The organism is Streptomyces sp. NPDC059477 (assembly GCF_042749375.1).
In the GTDB taxonomy this organism is placed as follows: domain Bacteria; phylum Actinomycetota; class Actinomycetes; order Streptomycetales; family Streptomycetaceae; genus Streptomyces.
On record NZ_JBHYUG010000026.1, the window covers coordinates 21549 to 40012 of the forward strand.

General features: G+C 72.2%; 17 protein-coding genes and 1 pseudogene. 14 read left to right on the top strand and 4 right to left on the bottom strand.

Translation table 11 applies throughout. From position 1 onward, the window contains the following. Nucleotides 1-274 precede the first annotated feature (274 nt). Nucleotides 275-1222 (top strand): helix-turn-helix transcriptional regulator, encoded by a 948-nt coding sequence (locus tag ACFXAZ_RS15975; protein WP_384590412.1) that lies wholly within the window; start codon nucleotides 275-277, stop codon nucleotides 1220-1222. Between the two features lie 202 nt (nucleotides 1223-1424). On the opposite strand, the pseudogene ACFXAZ_RS15980 reads toward ACFXAZ_RS15975, so the two are convergent. Next, nucleotides 1425-1628, bottom strand: a pseudogene (locus ACFXAZ_RS15980) (peptidoglycan-binding protein); the annotation flags it as partial. A gap of 88 nt (nucleotides 1629-1716) precedes the next feature. On the opposite strand from ACFXAZ_RS15980, the gene ACFXAZ_RS15985 reads away from it, so the two are divergent. From ACFXAZ_RS15985 to ACFXAZ_RS16000, 4 genes are all read left to right on the top strand, one after another. Beyond that, nucleotides 1717-1860 (top strand): hypothetical protein, encoded by a 144-nt coding sequence (locus tag ACFXAZ_RS15985; RefSeq protein WP_384590415.1) that lies wholly within the window; start codon nucleotides 1717-1719, stop codon nucleotides 1858-1860. 247 nt (nucleotides 1861-2107) lie between these two features. Beyond that, entirely contained in the window at nucleotides 2108-3178 is a 1071-nt protein-coding gene (locus ACFXAZ_RS15990) for an iron ABC transporter substrate-binding protein (RefSeq protein ID WP_384590418.1), read from the top strand. 29 nt (nucleotides 3179-3207) lie between these two features. Beyond that, a complete protein-coding gene (locus tag ACFXAZ_RS15995) occupies nucleotides 3208-4770 on the top strand; it encodes an ABC transporter permease (protein WP_384590422.1) in 1563 nt (520 codons plus the stop codon). Continuing rightward, entirely contained in the window at nucleotides 4767-5840 is a 1074-nt protein-coding gene (locus ACFXAZ_RS16000; protein WP_384590424.1) for an ABC transporter ATP-binding protein, read from the top strand. Before ACFXAZ_RS15995 ends, ACFXAZ_RS16000 begins: the two co-directional genes overlap by 4 nt. A gap of 165 nt (nucleotides 5841-6005) precedes the next feature. On the opposite strand, the gene ACFXAZ_RS16005 is transcribed toward ACFXAZ_RS16000, so the two are convergent. Continuing rightward, nucleotides 6006-6743 (bottom strand): hypothetical protein, encoded by a 738-nt coding sequence (locus tag ACFXAZ_RS16005; RefSeq protein WP_384590427.1) that lies wholly within the window; start codon nucleotides 6741-6743, stop codon nucleotides 6006-6008. 608 nt (nucleotides 6744-7351) lie between these two features. Between ACFXAZ_RS16005 and ACFXAZ_RS16010 the strand changes: the two genes are divergently transcribed. From ACFXAZ_RS16010 to ACFXAZ_RS16020, 3 genes are all read left to right on the top strand, one after another. Next, on the top strand, nucleotides 7352-7561 hold the full coding sequence (locus ACFXAZ_RS16010; RefSeq protein ID WP_384590430.1) for a ferredoxin: 210 nt from the start codon (nucleotides 7352-7354) through the stop codon (nucleotides 7559-7561). Next, on the top strand, nucleotides 7551-8936 hold the full coding sequence (locus ACFXAZ_RS16015; protein ID WP_384590432.1) for an NAD(P)/FAD-dependent oxidoreductase: 1386 nt from the start codon (nucleotides 7551-7553) through the stop codon (nucleotides 8934-8936). Before ACFXAZ_RS16010 ends, ACFXAZ_RS16015 begins: the two co-directional genes overlap by 11 nt. A gap of 139 nt (nucleotides 8937-9075) precedes the next feature. Then, entirely contained in the window at nucleotides 9076-10290 is a 1215-nt protein-coding gene (locus tag ACFXAZ_RS16020) for a cytochrome P450 (RefSeq protein WP_384590435.1), read from the top strand. A 14-nt stretch (nucleotides 10291-10304) separates the two neighbouring features. Here ACFXAZ_RS16020 and ACFXAZ_RS16025 read toward each other — a convergent pair whose 3' ends face one another. After that, nucleotides 10305-11132, bottom strand: coding sequence for a lipase family protein (locus ACFXAZ_RS16025; RefSeq protein WP_384590438.1), 828 nt, complete (start codon nucleotides 11130-11132; stop codon nucleotides 10305-10307). A 396-nt stretch (nucleotides 11133-11528) separates the two neighbouring features. Here ACFXAZ_RS16025 and ACFXAZ_RS16030 point away from each other — a divergent pair, with 396 nt between their 5' ends. The 3 genes from ACFXAZ_RS16030 (at nucleotide 11529) to ACFXAZ_RS16040 (ending at nucleotide 14344) form a co-directional block, all read left to right on the top strand. Continuing rightward, nucleotides 11529-13010 carry an MFS transporter gene (locus ACFXAZ_RS16030; protein WP_384590516.1) on the top strand — a complete coding sequence of 494 codons (1482 nt, stop codon included), beginning with the start codon at nucleotides 11529-11531 and terminating at the stop codon, nucleotides 13008-13010. A gap of 127 nt (nucleotides 13011-13137) precedes the next feature. Next, a complete protein-coding gene (locus tag ACFXAZ_RS16035) occupies nucleotides 13138-13428 on the top strand; it encodes a DUF6343 family protein (RefSeq protein ID WP_384590441.1) in 291 nt (96 codons plus the stop codon). Between the two features lie 7 nt (nucleotides 13429-13435). Further along, nucleotides 13436-14344, top strand: coding sequence for a hypothetical protein (locus ACFXAZ_RS16040; RefSeq protein ID WP_384590444.1), 909 nt, complete (start codon nucleotides 13436-13438; stop codon nucleotides 14342-14344). 125 nt (nucleotides 14345-14469) lie between these two features. Here ACFXAZ_RS16040 and ACFXAZ_RS16045 read toward each other — a convergent pair whose 3' ends face one another. Beyond that, nucleotides 14470-15621, bottom strand: a complete 1152-nt coding sequence (locus ACFXAZ_RS16045; RefSeq protein ID WP_384590447.1) for a hemin ABC transporter substrate-binding protein — start codon at nucleotides 15619-15621, stop codon at nucleotides 14470-14472. A gap of 85 nt (nucleotides 15622-15706) precedes the next feature. Between ACFXAZ_RS16045 and ACFXAZ_RS16050 the strand changes: the two genes are divergently transcribed. From ACFXAZ_RS16050 to ACFXAZ_RS16060, 3 genes are all read left to right on the top strand, one after another. Further along, nucleotides 15707-16546 (top strand): hypothetical protein, encoded by an 840-nt coding sequence (locus tag ACFXAZ_RS16050; protein WP_384590449.1) that lies wholly within the window; start codon nucleotides 15707-15709, stop codon nucleotides 16544-16546. A gap of 56 nt (nucleotides 16547-16602) precedes the next feature. Beyond that, entirely contained in the window at nucleotides 16603-17595 is a 993-nt protein-coding gene (locus tag ACFXAZ_RS16055) for an HtaA domain-containing protein (protein ID WP_384590452.1), read from the top strand. A 241-nt stretch (nucleotides 17596-17836) separates the two neighbouring features. Further along, nucleotides 17837-18382 (top strand): hypothetical protein, encoded by a 546-nt coding sequence (locus ACFXAZ_RS16060; RefSeq protein ID WP_384590455.1) that lies wholly within the window; start codon nucleotides 17837-17839, stop codon nucleotides 18380-18382. The last annotated feature ends 82 nt before the right edge of the window (nucleotides 18383-18464 follow it).

Below are 18464 nucleotides of genomic sequence, written 5' to 3' on the forward strand. Positions count from 1 at the left end.
TTCGAAGACCTCAAGCTCCACACCATTGACTGAAACAAGGGTGGGCTCGGGGAAATCTGCCGGATCGAACATCGGAATTCTTCTCCTCTTCTCTTCTGGATGATCAGGCCCCGGCGATAGCGGTTCCTGAAGACAACGTCGGCACGCCCCTGACGGGCCGAGGAAAGATGCGGTCCTCGGCAAGGGGGGGGGGCTCGCCGGTGAGTTCATGTCGCCATCCTGGCGGCCTAAACCGGTCACCCCATGACCGGTTTCCTGTGAGAATCTCGTCGTCATGCGAAGCGACCGGCTGGTGGCCATTCTTCTCCTGCTGCAACGACGTGATCAGGTGACAGCGGCAGAGGTCGCCCGCGAGCTGGAAATCTCCGAACGCACCGCCCGCCGCGACCTCGACGCTCTGGCCATGGCCGGGGTGCCCGTGTACTCCGTGCAGGGCCGAGGAGGCGGCTGGCGCCTCGTGGGCGGGGCGCGGACCGACCTGTCCGGCTTGACCGCGAGTGAAGCCCGCGCCCTGTTCCTGGTCGCCGGCCCGGCCTCGGCTGCGACGCCGACCGTGAAAGCGGCTCTGCGCAAGCTCGTCCGGGCCCTGCCGGAGCCGTTCCGGGTGCAGGCCGAGGCGGCAGCGTCGTCGTTGGTCATCGAGCCGCAGCGATGGGGGTCGAGTCGGGTCGAGTACCCTCCGCCTCGTTTCCTCGACCAACTCCAGGACGCGGTGATCCGCGGCGTCCAGGTGCGGCTCGGCTACGTCGACCGCAAAGGGGACGAAACCGAGAGGACCGTTCACCCGCTGGGCATCGTCGCCAAGGGCCCGTCGTGGTACCTCGTCGCGGGCACCGACGCCGGTCGGCGGACCTTCCGGATCGACCGTGTCTCGTCAGCCGACCCGACCGGCGATCCGGTGCACCGGCCCGAGGACTTCGACCTCGCCGAGAGCTGGCGCGAGATCGCCGACGAGGTCGACCGCAAGCGGATGCCCCTTGAGATCCGGGCGGTATGCGTGCCCCACGGAATCGCCCTGCTCCGGATGGCGCTCGGGCCCCGGCTGGAGGTGGGAGGTTCCATGACCGACGGCCGCGTCGAGGTGGTGATCCGCGGCCACAACGAGTACATGCTCGCCGGTGAGCTTGCGTGGCTGGTCGAGTGGCTTGAGGTGACCGGGCCTCCAGGTGTACGAGACCATCTGGCCTCGATCGGCAACGCGCTCGTCAGGCGATACGGCTGAGGCCGTCCGGGAGTGCCGGACGGTTGGCAGGACCGGGTTCGGGCCGAGCACCGAGGGGTTGTCGCGGGATGCCGGCACCGGTTGCCGGGCTTCGCGGTCCTCCTTCGGCCATCACAGACCGGCGGCCTCGGTTGCTGCGGCTTGGCAGTGCTGCCGGGCGCACGGCGACGGCCCGCCGGTATCTGGCGGGCCGTCGCGGAGTTCAGGACTTGGGTGCGGCGAAGCGCTTGAACGCCTCCCGGGTACTCGGTCCGGCGATGCCGTCGATCGCACCGGTGTAGCCCTCATGCGCCGTCAGCCGGTGTTGCAGGGCCTTGATGGTCTCGGTGCTGACGATGCCGTCGATCGCGCCGAGGTAGCCCCAATACTGCTGGAGGAAGCGCTGGAGCGCCTTCCAGCTCTCGGTGTCTACGGTAACGGGACGACATCGGGCGGTACGGGAACCCGTCCATCGGCACTCCGTCACCGGCGGCACCGTCTGGTTCAACCCTGCGGTGGTCTTCCATGTCACCAGTCTTCCCGCCCCCACCCGCGACGGGCTGCTGGAGATCTGCGCTGTGGACGGCCTGCCGAACACCACGTACTACGGCGACGGCCAGCCGATCCCCGACGAGGTCACCGACCATCTCCGCCACTGACGACATGCTGGTGTCCCACGGCCGTGAACCGTTCACCGGCCCGCGCAGGATCGCCGTCGCGGTGGGGGGGGGAGGTGTCCGACGCCCGAGGGACCCCGGGACAGGCCCGGAGGGGCGTCGATTTTCAGTAATCTTGGCCAAAAATTGACAGTTAGGTAAGCCTGACCGTATCTATAGGGTTTCCGGATTCGTTCCCGCGCTCCGCAGGTCGGCCATGGCCGGCCAGCGGGTTGTACAGGAGGCCCTCATGCGTCGCCCGCTCGCTCGCCGCGGTACGGCTGCTTTCGCCATATCCGCCCTGCTCCTGCCCGTTCTCGCCGCCTGCGGCAGCACGGATGCGACGAGTGGCAAGGACGGCAAGGACGGCGAGGCCGCCGCTACGGGGGCCGCCGATGAGCTGGTCATCTACTCCGGGCGCAACGAAGAGCTGATCTCCCCGATCCTGGCGCAGCTGGAGAAGGCCACCGGCACCAAGGTGGAGGTCCGCTACGGCGACAGCGCGGAGTTGGCCGCGCAGATCCTGGAGGAGGGCGACAGAACCAAGGCCGGCCTGTTCTTCTCCCAGGACGCGGGCGCCCTCGGCGCGCTCTCCCAGGCCGGGATGCTCGCCAAGCTCCCCGAGAAGTCGCTGGACAAGGTCGACACCGCGTTCCGGGGCGGCGCGGACGACTGGATCGGCGTCTCCGGCCGTTCCCGGGTCATCGCCTACCACCCGGAGCAGGCCCCGAAGGCCCCGGACAGCGTCCACGACCTGGTGAAGCCCGAGTGGAAGGGCAAGGTCGGCTACGCGCCCACCAACGCCTCCTTCCAGGCGTTCGTCACCGGCATGCGCGTCCTGGAGGGCGACGAGACCACCCTGAAGTGGCTGAAGGACCTCAAGGCCAACGACGCCAAGCAGTACCCGAAGAACGGCGCCGTCCTGGACGCGGTCGACACGGGCGAGGTCTCCCTCGGCCTGATCAACCACTACTACTGGTACGAGAAGGTCGCCGAGGTCGGCGCCGACAAGGTCAACGCCAAGATCCACTTCCTGCCCGGCGGCGACCCGGGCGCGCTGATCAACGCGGCCGGTGTCGGTGTCCTCAAGAACGGCGGACAGGGCGAGGCCGCCGAGAAGGCCGTCGACTTCCTGCTCTCCGACGAGGCCCAGACCTACTTCGCCACGGAGACCTTCGAGTACCCGCTGGCCTCCGGTGTCACCAGCACCGTGCCGGACCTGCCCGCGCTCGCCACCCTCAAGGCCCCCGAGATCGACCTCGGCAAGCTGGAATCCCTCCAGCAGACCCTGGAGATGCTCAAGGAAGCCGGACTGGTCTGACCCGCCCCACGGTCACCCGCCCCACCACCATGACCACGCGCTCCAAGCCGTCCGCGCGCACCCCGGCCGCCGCGTTCCACGCGGCGGCCGGCCGCCGTCGGCCCCCGCTCGTCCTGCTGCTCCCCGCCACGGCGGCGGCGCTCCTCGCCCTGCTGCCGCTCGGCTATCTCGGCGTGCGCGCCATGGAGCACGGCTGGGGCTACGCCTGGGACATCGTCGCCGAACGGCGCACCCTCGAACTCCTGGGCCGCAGCCTCGGACTGACCGCGATCGTCGTCGGCGCCTCACTGCTCCTGGGCATATCCCTGGCCTGGCTGACGGTCCGCACCACCCTGCCCGGCCGCCGGGTCTGGGCCGTGCTCGCCACCCTGCCCCTGGCCGTCCCCAGCTACGTGGCCGCCTTCACCTGGATGTCCGCCGCACCCTCCCTCGCCGGTCTGCCGGGCGCGGCGATCACCCTCACCTTCGCCTGCTTCCCGTACGTCTTCCTGCCCGTCGCCGCCGCCCTGCGCGGCATCGACCCGGCGCAGGAGGAGGCCGCCCGCGCCCTGGGCAGCGGCCCCTGGGAGACCTTCCTCCGGGTGACACTGCCCCAACTGCGCCCCGCCGCGGCCGGTGGCGCCATCCTGGTCGCGCTGTACGTGCTCTCCGACTTCGGCTCGGTGTCCATCACCCGGTACGACACGTTCACCCGGGCGATCCACTCCTCCTACCAGGCCAGTTTCGACCGGACCCCCGCCGCTGTCCTCGGCTGTGTCCTGGTCGCGATGACCGTCCTGCTGGTCCTGGCGGAGAACCGCACCCGGGGCCGGGCCGGGCACTCCCGTACCGGACGCGGCAGTGCCCGGCCGCCCCTCGCGCTCGCCCTGGGCCGCTGGACGGCGCCCGCGCTCGCCTGGTGCACCGCCGTCGCCGCCGCGGCCGTGGCGTTCCCGCTGGGCACCCTCGGCTACTGGCTGACCGTCGGCAACTCCGGCTGGGACCCCGAGCGCTGGTGGTCCGCGCTCGTCGCCACGGTCACCGTCGCCGCCGCCGGAGCCGCCGTCACCACGCTGCTGGCGCTGCCCGTCGGCGTGCTCTCCGCCCGCCACCGCGGACGCCCCGCCCGCCTGCTCGAACAGTCCGTGTACGCCGGTCACGCGGTTCCCGGCATCACCGTGGGCCTGGCCCTGGTGTTCTTCTCGGTCCGCTACGCCTATCCGCTCTACCAGGAACTCCCGCTCCTGATCGCCGCGTACGTCGTCCTCTTCCTCCCCGTCGCCGTCGCCTCCGCCCGCGCGGCCGTCCTCCAGTCGCCGCCCGTCCTGGAGGACGTGGCCCGCTCCCTGGGCCGCTCCCCGCTCCGGGTGCTGCGCGAGATCACGGTGCCGCTCGCGGCACCCGGCATCGGCGCCGGTGCCGCGCTGACCTTCGTCGTCATCATGAAGGAACTCCCGGCGACCCTGCTGCTCCGCCCCACCGGCACGGACACCCTCGCCACCCGGCTGTGGACCGAGACCGGAGCGGGCGCCTTCGCGGGCGCCGCCCCCTACGCGGCGTCCATCGTGCTGCTCGCCGCCATCCCCTCCTACCTCCTCGGAAGGCGCTCATGACCGGACTGCGCGTGACGTCGGTGACCACGTCGTACGGGTCGGGCGGCCCGGTCCTCGACGGTCTCGACCTCACCGTCCCCGACGGTGAACTGGCCGCCCTGCTCGGCCCGTCCGGCTGCGGGAAGACCACCCTCCTACGGGTCATCGCGGGGTTTCTCACGCCCGAGGCGGGCGAGATCGTCCTCGGCGGGCGCACGGTCAGCGGTCCCGGGGTCCAGGTACCGCCGGAACGCCGCGGCGTCGGCATCGTCGCCCAGGAGGGAGCGCTCTTCCCCCACATGGATGTCACCCGCAACGTGGCCTTCGGACTCCGGGGCACCGGCCGGGCCGAACGGCGTGCGCGCGCCGCCGAGATGCTGGAACTCGTCGGCCTCGGCGGCTACGGACACCGGATGCCGCACGAACTCTCCGGCGGCCAGCAACAGCGGGTCGCCCTCGCCCGCGCGCTGGCGCCCCGCCCCGCGCTGATCCTGCTCGACGAACCCTTCAACGCCCTCGACAGCGCCCTGCGCGCCGGGCTGCGCTCCGACATCCGCGCCGCGCTCCGGACCGCCGGCACCACCGCCCTCCTGGTCACCCACGACCAGGAGGAGGCCCTGTCGTCCGCCGACCGGGTCGCCGTCATCCGCGACGGCAAGGTCGTACAGACCGGCACCCCCCAGGAGCTGTACACACGGCCCGCGGACACCTGGGTGGCCTCCTTCGTCGGTGAGGCCGTCCTGCTGCCCGCCACCGTCGACGCCGGCCACGCGGTCACCGCCCTCGGCCGTATCCCGCTGACCGGAACCCCGGCGGACGGCACGCGGACAGGCACGGTCGTCCTGCGCCCGGAGCAACTGCGGCTCGTCCCCGCCTCCGACCCCTCCGTCACCCGCGCCCGCGTGACAGAAGTCCGCTACCACGGCCACGACGCCCTGATCCTCCTGGCCGCCGACGACCTGAGCACACCCGTCACGGTCCGGGCAGCAGGCCCGCTCACCCTCCGCACGGGCGACGAGACCGGCGTACACGTCACGGGCACGGCGACCCTCCATCCGCACGGGGGGCCACTCCCGGACAGAGCCGGCTGACCCGAACAGAAGCGGCGGCGTCATCCCGCCTTCACCGGCGGACGGCATGATCCCGTGAAGCTGCGCGATCCGTCCGCGTCGTCGAGTACCCGCCGGGTCCGCTGCCCCAGTGCCGGAAGGAGTACCTCCTGCTGCGCCCCCCTCGGCCGTCGGTCGGAGAACGGCTCAGCCACTCCGGCTGAACGCGAACTCGATCCAGTTGGCGAACTCCGTGGCCAGGTGCCAGCGGTGCTGGGAGATCATGCGTGGGGGGAGGAAGCGGGGGAATTCGACGCACAGGCTGGCGTGGAATCCGGCGGGCTCATCCCGGAACTGGTGGCGTACGCCGCCGATCGCCCGCCCGGTGGCCGTGCTCGCGGCGCCGGCGAACCGGACGGGAAAGTCGGAGTGGGGGACCGAGGTCAGGCCCGTGGTGTCGGCGAGGTCGATGAAGAACCGGGTGGCCAAGGGGCTGCCGCCCGTGGTCTCGATGACCTCCTGCGTACCGTCGGCGCCGACGCGGAACAGGAAGTGGTCAGGGCTGGCCGCCACCATGCTGCGGAGGAAATCCGCCCGGGTGGTGTCGAGCATCCACCGGCGGAACTCCGCCGCGCTGCCTCCCGTGATGTGGAGGTGGCACATGCTCAGATTGCGCCTGCCGTGGGAGAGCCGCGCGGTGGTGCCGGCCACCAGGTCGCCGAGCTTCACCTCACGGGCCAGACGCCGCCCGATCTCCTCGGGGCCGAGGGCGAGCTTCGCGTCGGCGAACGCGAAGCGCCGCTGTTCGAGGGTTCCCGCCGGGGCCGGGAGACCGATCTTGGCGGCGGCCCGGGAGAACCGTCGGGCCTCCCAGGCGAGCAGTGCGTCGCGGTTGTGGCGGCGGCCATCGATGATCGCGGACACGCTGACAGCCGTACTGCCCATGGTGCTGCCTCCTCAGAATCGCGGGGGACGGGTGCACCCCCTTCGGATACAGATAGCCCTTCCGGGGGCTGTCGAGTCGGCGGGGCGCGCCAGGGCGGTGGTGGGTGAGTTGACCTACTCGTCGGCGGTGGTGGTGCGGTAGCCGTCGCGGTCGGGGTAGTGGAGGGTGTCCGGCGGGTCAGTTCCACGCGGTTGGGCTTGACCATCTCCCTGTAGCGCCCGGCGAGTTCGTCCGGGTGGACGCGCGGCGGATCTCGAACACCTCACGGATGTCCTCCTGCCGGGGCGCGCGCATGATGTGGCGAGGATGTCGTCCTTGAGTCGCCGGTACACCTGCTCATCGGCAGGGTCCGTGGACCTTTGGCAAGCGGCCCCGTGGCCCCGCCCTGCCCGCACCGGCCCCCGGCCGTCACCGGGCCCTCGGATCGCGCCGGGTCGCGCCGGGTCGCCGCCCGCAGCCGCGCCTTACCCACATCGGCCCCCACCCACCCCACCCACCCCACCCCCCCCGTCACCCACACGTCCCGCCCCCGGCTGCGTTCCTCCCGTCCGGGGCGTAGGACGGGAGGGGGCAGTGCAGGCCGACGGCGGCGAGGAGCGGGTGTGGGATGCGAGTCGTGGTCGATCTGAACCGGTGCCAGGGATACGCGCAGTGCGCCTTTCTGGCGCCCGAGGTCTTTGCCCTGCGCGGCGATGAATCCCTCAGGTACCACCCCCGGATCGCCGACGACCAGCGCGAACGCGTCGGCCGCGCCGTGGCCGCCTGCCCGGTGCAGGCGATCTCCGCCGGGCCCGCGGCGGGCGCCGATGTCGACTGACCGTCCCCTGCCGCAGCTCGACACCTCCGTACGGCGAGTGGTCGTCGTCGGTGCCTCGCTCGCCGGGCTGCGGGCCGCCGAGGCGCTGCGGGACGCGGGCTTCGCCGGTGAGCTGACCCTCGTCGGCGACGAGCGGGCCTTCCCCTACGACCGCCCCCCGCTGTCCAAACAGGTGTTACTCGGCGAGGCGGGGCCGTACGACGTGGGGCTGCCCGCCCGTATACCGGTCGACGCGCACTGGCGGCTCGGCGTGCGGGCCGCCGGGGTCGATCCGCTGCGCGGACACGTCCTGCTCGCCGACGGCGACCGGCTGCCCTACGACCGCCTCCTGATCGCCACCGGCACCCGGGCCCGCCCCTGGCCGGTGCCGGAGGAGGCCGCGCTCGACGGGGTGCTCACCCTCAGGACCGGTGACGACGCCGCCGAACTCGTCCGGCGGCTCGACGCCGGACCACGCCGGGTGCTGGTGATCGGCGCCGGGTTCACCGGATCCGAGATCGCCTCCGCCTGCCGGGAGAGGGGCCTGGACGTCACCGTCGTCGAACGCGGCCCCGCCCCCCTGGTGGGCGCGCTCGGCGGGGTCCTCGGCGGCTTCGCGGCGGACGTCCAGCGCGCCCACGGAGTCGATCTGCGCTGCGGGGTGACCGTCACCGCACTGGAGGGCGACCGCGGCAGGCTCACCGGCGCCCGGCTCTCCGACGGCAACCGGGTCGCGTCCGAGGTCGCGGTGGTGTGCCTCGGCGCGGTCCGCAACACCGAGTGGCTCGACGGCTCCGGGCTGGCTGCCGGGCCCCGGGGCCTGGCCTGCGACGCGGGCTGCCGGGCCTTCGACATGTACGGCATCGTCACCGACGATGTGTTCGTCGCCGGGGACGTGGCCAGGTTCCCGCACCCCCTGTTCGAGTACCAGATGCTGTCCCTGGAGCACTGGGGCAACGCCGTCGCGCAGGCCGAGGTCGCCGCGCACAACATGGTGCGCCCCGGGCCGCGCCGCCGCCCCCATCTGGCGGTGCCCGCCTTCTGGTCCAGCCAGTTCGGCCTCAACATCAAGTCCGTCGGGGTGCCGACCTTCTCCGACCGGGTGGTGATCGCCCAGGGCTCACCCGAGGAGGGCCGCATGGTCGCGGTCTACGGCTACCGGGGGCGGGTCACCGCGGCGGTGGCCGTCAACCGGGCCAAGTACCTGGAGTACTACCAGCGGATGATCGAGACCGCCGCGCCCTTCCCGCCCCCGCCGGGCACCGCCGACCGGCACGGCGAACCGGTCCCCGTGCCCTCCGCCGTACCCGACCCCGCGGTGCTTTCCCACGGCCCGACGGTCGCCCTCACCGGACATCTGCCGGACCGGCGCCTCGCCGTGGTGCGCAGGGAATGAACCCGGGCCGGTACTTCGACGAACGCCCCGCCGACATCCGACATCCGACCGCCGACATCCGACCGCCGACCTCGGACTGCTGACCTCGGACTGCTGACCTCTGACTGCCGATCGCCGACCCGCCGCAAGGAGTGCCGACATGCCCACGGAGACCCTCTTCGAGCGGATCACCGACTACGCGAACCGCGCCGACCCCTACCCCCTCTACGCCGAACTCCGCGAGCACGGCGTGGCCCGCCAGCAGGACGGCTCGTATCTGGTGGGTACCTATGACGAGGTGGTCCAGCTGTTCCACGATCCACGGATCAGCTCCGACCTCCGCAACCGCGCCGAACCCGACGAGGCCGTCCTCGCGGAGGTCCACGGCATGGCGCCCACCTTCATCGGCCTCGACGACCCCCGGCACGAACGGCTCCGCGGGATCGCCATGCGCCCGTTCGGGCCACCGCACACCCCCGGGCGGATCGACGCGCTGCGCGGCGACATCACCCGCATCGTCCAGGACCTGACCGACGCCTTCGAGGGCCGTGAGCGCGTCGATGTCGTCGACGACTTCGCCTACCCGCTGCCCGTCACCGTGATCGGGAAGCTGCTGGGCATCCCGGCCGGGGACATGGGCCAACTCCGCGAGTGGACCGACGACATGATCACCAGCCTGGACTTCACCCAGGGCGAGGATCCCGCCGTCAAGCGCCGCCGCGGCCAGGACGCGCGCACGGCGATGGCCGTCTACTTCGGTGACCTCGCCGACTTCCGGCGCGAGCACCCCTCGGACGACCTGCTCTCGTCCTTCGTCGGCGACCCGGGCCCCGACGGGACCTTCACCCGGCAGGAACTGATGTCCACCGCCGTCCTGCTGCTGATCGCCGGACACGAGACCACTGTCAATCTGATCACCAACGGCGCACTGACCCTGCTGCGCCGGCCCGACGTGGCGGCCCGGCTCCGGGACGACCCGGCGCTGATGCCCTCGGCGGTCGAGGAACTGCTGCGCTACGAGCCTCCGGTGCACTTCCTGCCCCAGCGGACCCCGCTCGCCGACATCGAGGTGGCCGGGGTGACCATCCCCAAGGGCGCGCCCCTGATCCTGGTCCTCGCCTCCGCGAACCGTGACCCGCTGCGGTTCGCGGACCCCGACCGCTTCGACCCGGCCCGCCGGGACAACCAGCACCTCGGCTTCGGCAGCGGGATCCACAGCTGCTTCGGCGCCCCGCTGGCCCGGCTGGAGGCCAACCTCGCACTCACCGCGCTCCTGGACCGGCTCGGCGACGGCACCCACCTGGTGGAGGACCCGCCGCCGTATCGCACGAGCCCGCTGCTGCGCGGCCCCCGCCATCTGTGGATCGAACCCTGACGGTGCCAGGGCACTCAGCGGGCGTTCGCGAGGTTCTTCTCCAGCGCGGACAGGTAGTTGTCCAGATGGTGATCCTTGATGGCGTCGGTCTCCGGGGCGAACAGATCGTTCCCGACGCCCTTGGCGCGGTCCCGCAGGGTGGCGAGCAGCGGTAGGGCGTCGTGCAGCTTTCCGTGGGCGTCGAAGTAGCGGAGCGCGGCGACATGGGTGTACACGGGCTCGGGCGGGAGCCGGGGGACGATGTCGTTGTTGTTGACGAAGCGGTGGCAGCGGTCGGCGAACGCCTTGTCGTGCGCGTCGGCGAGCAGCCGTTCGCAGGTGCGGGGCTGGCCGTAGGTGTACACGCCGTCCGCGAGCAGCCGGGGCTCCTCGAAATACAGTTGGGCGGCGGCCAGCATCGCCAGCGCCGCGCCGAGGCTGTGGCCGGTGAACCAGAGGCTCTGCCCTCGGTCGCGCAGTTCCAGGACGGTGTCGCGGAGCTGCGGATAGACGGATCGCAGGGCCTGGTGGAAGCCGAAGTGGACGAAGCCCTTTCGGCCGGGCCCCGGTACGGGCGGCGTGTTGACGTCGGTGAGCCAGTCGCGGATCTGGGTGACCTCGGTGCCCCGGAAGCCCACGACGATCATGCGGTCGCTGGCCATGACGTACGCCTGGGTGTCCTCGATCGGGAACGGCATCCGGTGCGTCGAGGCGAAGTGCCGCACCTCGCCGAATCCCCAGGCGCGGGCCTGTGTCTCGATGCCGTCCGGGTCCAGTGAGGCCAGCCCGGCCGCCCGGCCCATCCAGTAGGCGTGCTCCAGGGAGTAGCGGGTCGTCGAGTGATCCAGCGCGGGAATGGTCATCGGTGTCCTTCGCGACAGCGGGCTCCGGAGCGGACGCGTGCCCCGGTCGCAGGCAACGTAGCCGTGTGCCCGGTCGTGAACGGACCGGCCGCCGCCACGATCACCCGGACGGACGAGACCGCCGGGCGCGCGCTGGAAAAGGGGGCTTGTGACGGGTCGCGTCCAGCGCAGGTCCGGTCCGGTCCACCGCCGCCTCACAGGCTCGGAGTGATCCTCTTCACCTCTGTATCGAAACTTTTGCGTTTCGCTGGGTCGGAGGTCTAGGCTTTTCGACGTACGAAACGGTTTCGTTTCGCTCTCTCCTCAGGCTTTGCGCCCCGTCCCTGACAGGAGTGCGTCTCCATGCCCCACATCGACACGACGTCCGACGCGACGCCGGACACGGCACCGGCTGCCATGTCACCGGCGAAGACCGGATCCCGGCGGGAGGCGGCGGCGTCGCCGCACCGCTGGTGGATCCTCGCCGTGGTCGCCACCGCCCAGCTGATGGTCACCCTGGACTCGACCATCGTGAACATCGCCCTGCCGTCCGCCCAGGCCGACCTCGGCTTCACCGACGGCAACCGCACCTGGATCGTCACCGCCTACTCCCTCGCCTTCGGCAGCCTGCTGCTGCTCGGCGGGCGCATCGCCGACCTCTTCGGCCGCAAGCTCGCCTTCCTGGTGGGGGTGTCCGGCTTCGCGGCGGCCTCCGCCCTGGCCGGAGCGGCCACCAGCTTCGAGATGCTCGTTGCCGGACGCGCCCTCCAGGGCGTCTTCGGCGCGCTGCTGGCCCCCGCCGCGCTCTCCCTGCTGACGACGACCTTCACCGACGCCAAGGAGCGGGCCAAGGCGTTCGGCCTGTACGGCGCGGTCGCCGGTTCCGGCGCGGCCGTCGGACTGCTGCTCGGCGGCGTGCTCACCGAGTACCTGGACTGGCGCTGGACCCTCTACGTCAACGTGGTCTTCGCGGCCGTCGCCCTGGTCGGCGGCTGGTACCTGCTCCAGCGCGGCACCCGTGAGACCGGCGCCAAGCTCGACATCCCCGGCACCGTCCTGGTCACCGGCGGACTGTTCGCCGTCGTCTACGGCTTCTCCAACGCCGAGTCGCACGGCTGGAGTTCGGCTCTCTCCTGGGGCTTCCTCGCCGCCGGAGCCCTTCTGCTCGCCGTCTTCACCTGGTGGCAGACCAGGGCCGCGCACCCGCTGCTGCCGCTGCGTGTCCTGCTCGACCGCAACCGCGGGGCGTCCTTCGCCGCGATGCTGATCATCAGTGCCGGAATGTTCGGTGTGTTCCTCTTCCTCACCTACTACCTCCAGCTCACCCTCGGCTTCTCCGCCGTGGAGACCGGTCTGGCCTTCCTGCCGATGGTCATCTCCCTGATGATCGCCGCCACCCTCGCCACCAGCCTGCTGCTGCCGCGCGTCGGGCCGAGGACCGTGGTCGGGCTGGGCATGGCCCTCGGCGCGGTCGGCATGGCCTGGCTCACCCGCCTGGACCTGACCAGCACGTACGCCGCCGATGTGCTGCCCGCCCTGGTCGTCTCCGGTATCGGTATCGGCCTCGTCATGGCTCCGGCGATGAGCCTCGCCACCAGCGGGGTCGGCGCCGACGACGCCGGAGTCGCCTCCGCCTCCGTCAACACCATGCAGCAGATCGGCGGCTCCATCGGCACGGCCCTGCTGAACACCCTCGCCGCCAGCGCCGCCACGTCCTACCTGGTCGGCCGTGACGCCGCCGACCCGCTGGTCCAGGCACAGGCCGCCCTGGACTCGTACGCCACCGCCTACTGGTGGTCGGCCGGGTTCTTCGCGGTGGGCGCCCTGCTCACGCTGGTGCTCTACCGGCGCGGTGTCCCGGCGGCCGACGCCGACGCCGCCCCCGCGGTCCACATGTGAGCGGCATGTGGTGAGCCGCGCCCGCCCTGGGACGGGGCGGGCGCGGACGGGCTCCCTGATGCCGACAGCGGGCCGGGCTGCTTGGCTGGAGGGTGGGGCCGACGCCCGTGACCGAGGAGGGACACCTGTGACCCAGCGCACCGGGACCGAGCCGAGAACCGCCCGCAGCCCCCTGCGTCTGCGGATGCTGCTGAGCGGGATCTTCCTGCCGGTGTTCGTCGCCGGCGCGGTCGGGTTTGCCATCTGGGCGGCGCTGTCCGAACCGGGGGACAGCCCCGGGCGAGCCGTCACCGTGACCCTCGCGGCCGTGTGCGCGGCGCTGGCACTGGCGGCCGGGGTGGACCTGGCGGTGCTGGTCCGACGGGTACGGGAGGAACGGCGGGTCGGTGACACCACGCTCGGGACGGGGAAGCGGTGAGGTGGCGATGACGAGCAGGACGAGCAGGACAGCCGGAACGAGCAGGACGACCAGATCGAGCAAGGCGACGAAGGCGACGCAGGCGACGAAGGTCTCGACCACGGCGACGAGAGCCAGTGTGAGGAAGCGGACGGCGACGCGTAGCGCGACCGCCGCGAAGGGCACGAGCCCCGCCGCGCGCACGAGCCCCACCAAGAGCACGCGGGCCACCAAGCGGGCCACGACCGCGCGGGGTACGAGCGTCCCGCGGACCGTCGGCGCCACAGGTACCGGCGCCGAGGCGACGTACCACGCCGTCGTCCGTGCCCTCCTCGACCGCCGTCCGCGCACCTACCCCGCCGGGGCCGGGATCCGGCTGCGTAACACCCCGGCGCCGCTGTACCAGACGCTGGTGCTCGCCGTGCTGCTCAGCGCGCGGATCAGGGCGAGTGCGGCGGTGTCGGCGGCGCGGGAGCTGTTCGCCGCCGGGCTGCGGGACGCCCGGTCGATGGCGGACGCCTCCTGGCAGGACCGGGTCGACGCGCTGGGCCGGGGCGGCTACCGGCGGTACGACGAGAGCACCGCCAATCTGCTCGGCAGGGGAGCGGAGTTGCTCCTTGAGCGCTACGGGGGTGATCTGCGGCGGCTCCGTGCGGAGGGTGACCCGAAGCGTGCGCTGCTCGACGTTCCCGGGATCGGGCCGACCGGGGCGGACATCTTTCTCCGCGATGTCCAGGGAATCTGGCCGGAATGGGCTCCCTACTTCGACCGCAAGGCCCTGGAAGGTGCTCGGCGCCTGGGGCTTCCGGTCTCGGTCCGGCGGCTGAGTCGGCTCGTGCCGGACCGTGAATGGCCCGGGTTGGCCGATGCGCTGGTGCATGTGGCGCTCGAAAAGCCTTTGGGGGACGAGGTGTTGAGTGCGGTGAGGGGGGTGTGAGTGGGGGCTCGTGGGGTGCGTGGTCGGGTGCGGGTGTGTGGGGGCTGGTCGCGCAGTTCCCCGCGCCCCTTAGGGGATCGGGGGCGGCCTGCGTCGACAGCTCCCCCGGCCGACCCCGCCTCACCTCACGTCGTGTGCAAGCCTGACACCAGGATGTCGATGACCAGTGGTGTTCGTGGGCCGAAGCCGAGGAGGACGCCGTCCTCCAGGGTGACGACTCGGCGGTCCATTCCGGCGGGTGTCTCGCGGATGCCCGGGATCTCGACGAGGCCGTCCACGCCGCCCACCGACTCCAGGCCCTTGGTCATCATCAGCAGGACATCGGGCTGTGCGTTGACCAGGGCCTCGCTGGTCAGGGGGGTGAAGGGCTGGTCGAGACCGGCGTCGACGCCCGCGTCGACCGCGCCCGCCGCCGCGATGAGGGAGTCCGCCCCGGAGCCCTTGCCGCCCATGAGATACACGGCGGCGGTGCCGCGCATGTAGAGGAACGCCACCTTGGGCGTGCTGTCCTCGGGCACGGCGTCGCGCGCGGCCTTGAGTTCGGTGTCGATACGGGAGTTGAGGGCCCGGCCCGCCTCGGGCACCCCGAGGGCCTCGGCGATCCGGGTGGTGCGCGTGGTGACATCGGCGAGTTCGGTGGCCGGGTCGAGGACCACGACCGGCACGCCCGCGTCGCGGATCTGGTCGATGGCCTCCGAGGGGCCGGTGTCGGTGTCCGCGAGGACCACGGTCGGCCGCAGCGACAGCACGCTCTCCGCACTGACGTCATGGGCCTTGGTGACCAGCGGCAGATCCTTCGCCTCCTCGAAGGTCGCCGTGATGTCCCGGCCCACCACCCGCTCGCCCAGCCCCAGTGTGAACACGATCTCGGCCACGCCGCCGTTCAGCGGCAGGATCCGCGTGGCGTCCTCCACGGTGACCTGACGGCCGTCGGAGGAGTCCACGGTGGCCGGCAGTTCCGGTTCGGGCGGCGCCCCTTCCAGCGGTACGAGGGTGTTCGCGTCGAGCCGTTCCCGCGCGGCCTCGGCCCGTTCGCCCGCCGACACGGAGGTGGCACCGGAGCCCCCCTGGTCACCGGAGGTCTCCGTGCCCCCCGAGCCGCTCGCGCACGCCCCGGTCAGCAGCGCGAGGGACAGGGCGAGGGCGGCCGGACCCCGGCGGCGCGCGGCGCGCGTCGGACGTCCGGCGGCCGTCGGGTGTGCGGTGGCGGTCGGCCGTCCCGTGGCGGTCAGGCGTCGGGTGGCCCTCGTACGACCGGCGGCACTCGTGGCTGTCATGACTCGGCCTTTCCTCTTCGCTGGCACTCAGTTGGGCGACAGTTTAGGTTAGGCTGGCCTAAGTTTTCTGAGCTGGGGGTGTTTCATGTCATCGGCAAGTGGCCCGCGCGGCAAGCGAGTCGGGTGGGCCGGCGTGGTCGCGGTCTCGGCGGCGCTGACGCTGACGGTCCCGTCGCCGGCCGTCGCGGCGGAGGGCTCGGCGACCGGCCCCGAGGGGCAGACGCTCACCGTGTCCAAGACGTCCGGCCTCACCGAGGCGGGCGAGACGGTGACCGTGTCCGGCACCGGCTACAACACCGAGAAGGGCATCTACATCGCCCTGTGCGTCGACAACGGGGCCGGCAAGACACCGACCCCCTGTGTCGGCGGGGTCGACATGTCCGGCGAGTCCGGCGCCTCGGTCTGGGTGTCCTCCAACCCGCCGTCGTACGGCGAGGGACTGGCCACGCCCTATGAAGGCAGCGGCCATGACGGGTCGTTCTCCGCGCAGCTCACGGTCCGCGCCAAGGACGCCGGCACCGACTGCACGGCGTCCGGCGTGACCTGTGCCGTCATCACCCGCAACGACCACACGCGCGGCGGTGACCAGACCCAGACGGTCCGGGTCCCGGTGACGTTCGGCGCCACGGACGGCGGGTCGTCGTCCGGCGCCGAGACGTCCCCGACGCCGACCGCCTCGGGCGGTGCCGGGACGACCGGCGGTGACACCGCCACCGGTTCCACCCATGGTTCCACCACCGGCTCCACCACGGGCGGCAACGGCTCGGACTCCGGTTCCACCGGGGACGGCCCGCTGGCCAGCACCGGTTCGGATCTCGCGCTGCCGCTCGGGCTCACCGCCGCCGGTCTGGTCGTCGTGGGCGGCGCCACCTGGGCCCTGGCCCGCAGGCGCCGGTCGGCCACATCGACGGCGGGCGCCGAGTGACGTACGGCCGGTTTCTTCGAGGGAGGGGGACGGAGAGGGTGACAAGGAGGGTGAAGGTGAAGGCCAGGAAGCGGCCCGCCGCCGCACTGGTGGTGGCGGGCGGTGCCGTGCTCGCGCTGTTCGCGCCGGGCGCGGCGACGGTGCGGGCGGCACCGGCCGGGAGCGAGATCTCCGGGGGGTACGTGGGCTGGTCCACGGCCGAACTGGCCGCCGGCGGAGTGACCCTGACGAGCGGCACCGCGTCCGCCGGGCGGAGCTGGTTCCGTGCCGAGGGCGGCACCGCCGACGCCGGGTCCGCCGAGGTCGACCTGGCCGGGACCGCCTCGTTCACGACGGGCGACGAGCCCGCGCAGGGGCTGCTCCTCGGCGAGCTGCGGCTCACCCTGGACGGCGGAACGGGCACGCTGTACGCCCGCCGGCTCGAAGGCGACCGGGGTGAATTCGCCCTCGCCGCCGTACGGCAGGGCGGCGCCGTTCCCGTCGTACGGGACACCGGGGCCACCTGGTCCGGGCTGCGGATGACCCTGACGGACGCGGGCGCCGAGCTGCTGTCCGGCTGGAGCGGGCAGGAGTTCGCCGCAGGGGAGACGCTCGGGCTGCTGGATGTGACCGTGGGCACCGGCGGCGGTACCCCGGACGCCCCGGCCGACCCCGCCGGGGACGACACGGACCCCGCCACCCCGCCGCCCGCCCCGACGGACGTACCACGGTCACCGGAGCCACCGGAGCCACCACGGGCGCCGGAGCAACAGTCCCCGGAGTCACTCGCGAGCGGTGCCGCGCCGACCGCGGCCGTGGGTACGCCCGTTCTGACGGGCGGTGGTGAACAGCGGGTCACCGGGGCCGGGTTCACGCCCGGCGCGGTGGTGCTGGTCGCCATCGACGGGGACACGCGCTATCAGGCGGTCGCCGACGAAACGGGGCGCTTCGAGCGGGCGTTCCCCGTCTACGCCAGTGCCGTGGCGGGGGAGCACGAGGTGGAGCTGACGCCCGTGACCGGGGGCGGCGGCGGTGCCGTGGCCCGGTTCGAGGTGCGCGGCACCGACTGACCCATGCGCTTGCGGCCGACCGACCCCTGCGCCGACGCGGGGGGAGCATCGGGGTGAGGGAGGAGCGGGCTCGGCGACGAGTCCGCTCCTCGGCATGCCCCGGACCGCCTGTGAAGCGCACCCCAACCACCCCTGAAAAAACGGGAGTTGGGGATTCTTGCAGACCATTGACAAGGATCCCCAGATCGGACTTAGGTTTGCCTTACCTAACTGGGGCCGCTTCCGAGAGAAGGAACCTCGTATGAGACCCGTTTCCCCCCGCACCGCCCGTAACGCCGCCCGTGCCGGTCTGGCCGTCGCCGCCTCCGCCGCGCTGACGCTGGGCCTGGCGGGCTCGGCCTCCGCCGCCACCTCGACCCGCACGATCACCGACGGCGCCACCATCTACAACCTGTCCCTCACCGCCCCGAACACCGCCACCGCCGCCGGCCAGGTCATCACCGTCTCCGGGTCCGGATACAACACCGCGCAGGGCGTCTACGTGGCCCTGTGTGCCGTCAGCGGTGCCCCGGGACAGGGCCAGCCGGGGCCCTGCCTGGGCGGCGCCGACCAGACCGGCACCACCGGGTCCTCCCACTGGGTGTCCAACTTCGGCGGTGGCACGGTCGCCAACAGCTCCCGCTTCGGGACCGGCGGCACCTTCTCCGTGAACATCTTCGTCAAGGCGACGCTGGACGACGGCAGCGTCTGCGGCGAGGACGTCACCTGCGCGGTGGTCACCCGTGCCGACCACACCGACACCACCGACCGGAAGTACGACGTGCACGTCCCGATCAGCTTCCCGTAGTCCCGTCCGGCCGGGCGTCCCGCAGTACGCGGGGCGCCCGGCCCATGGCCTGTGGGCAGCCGGACGCCACCCATCCACGAGG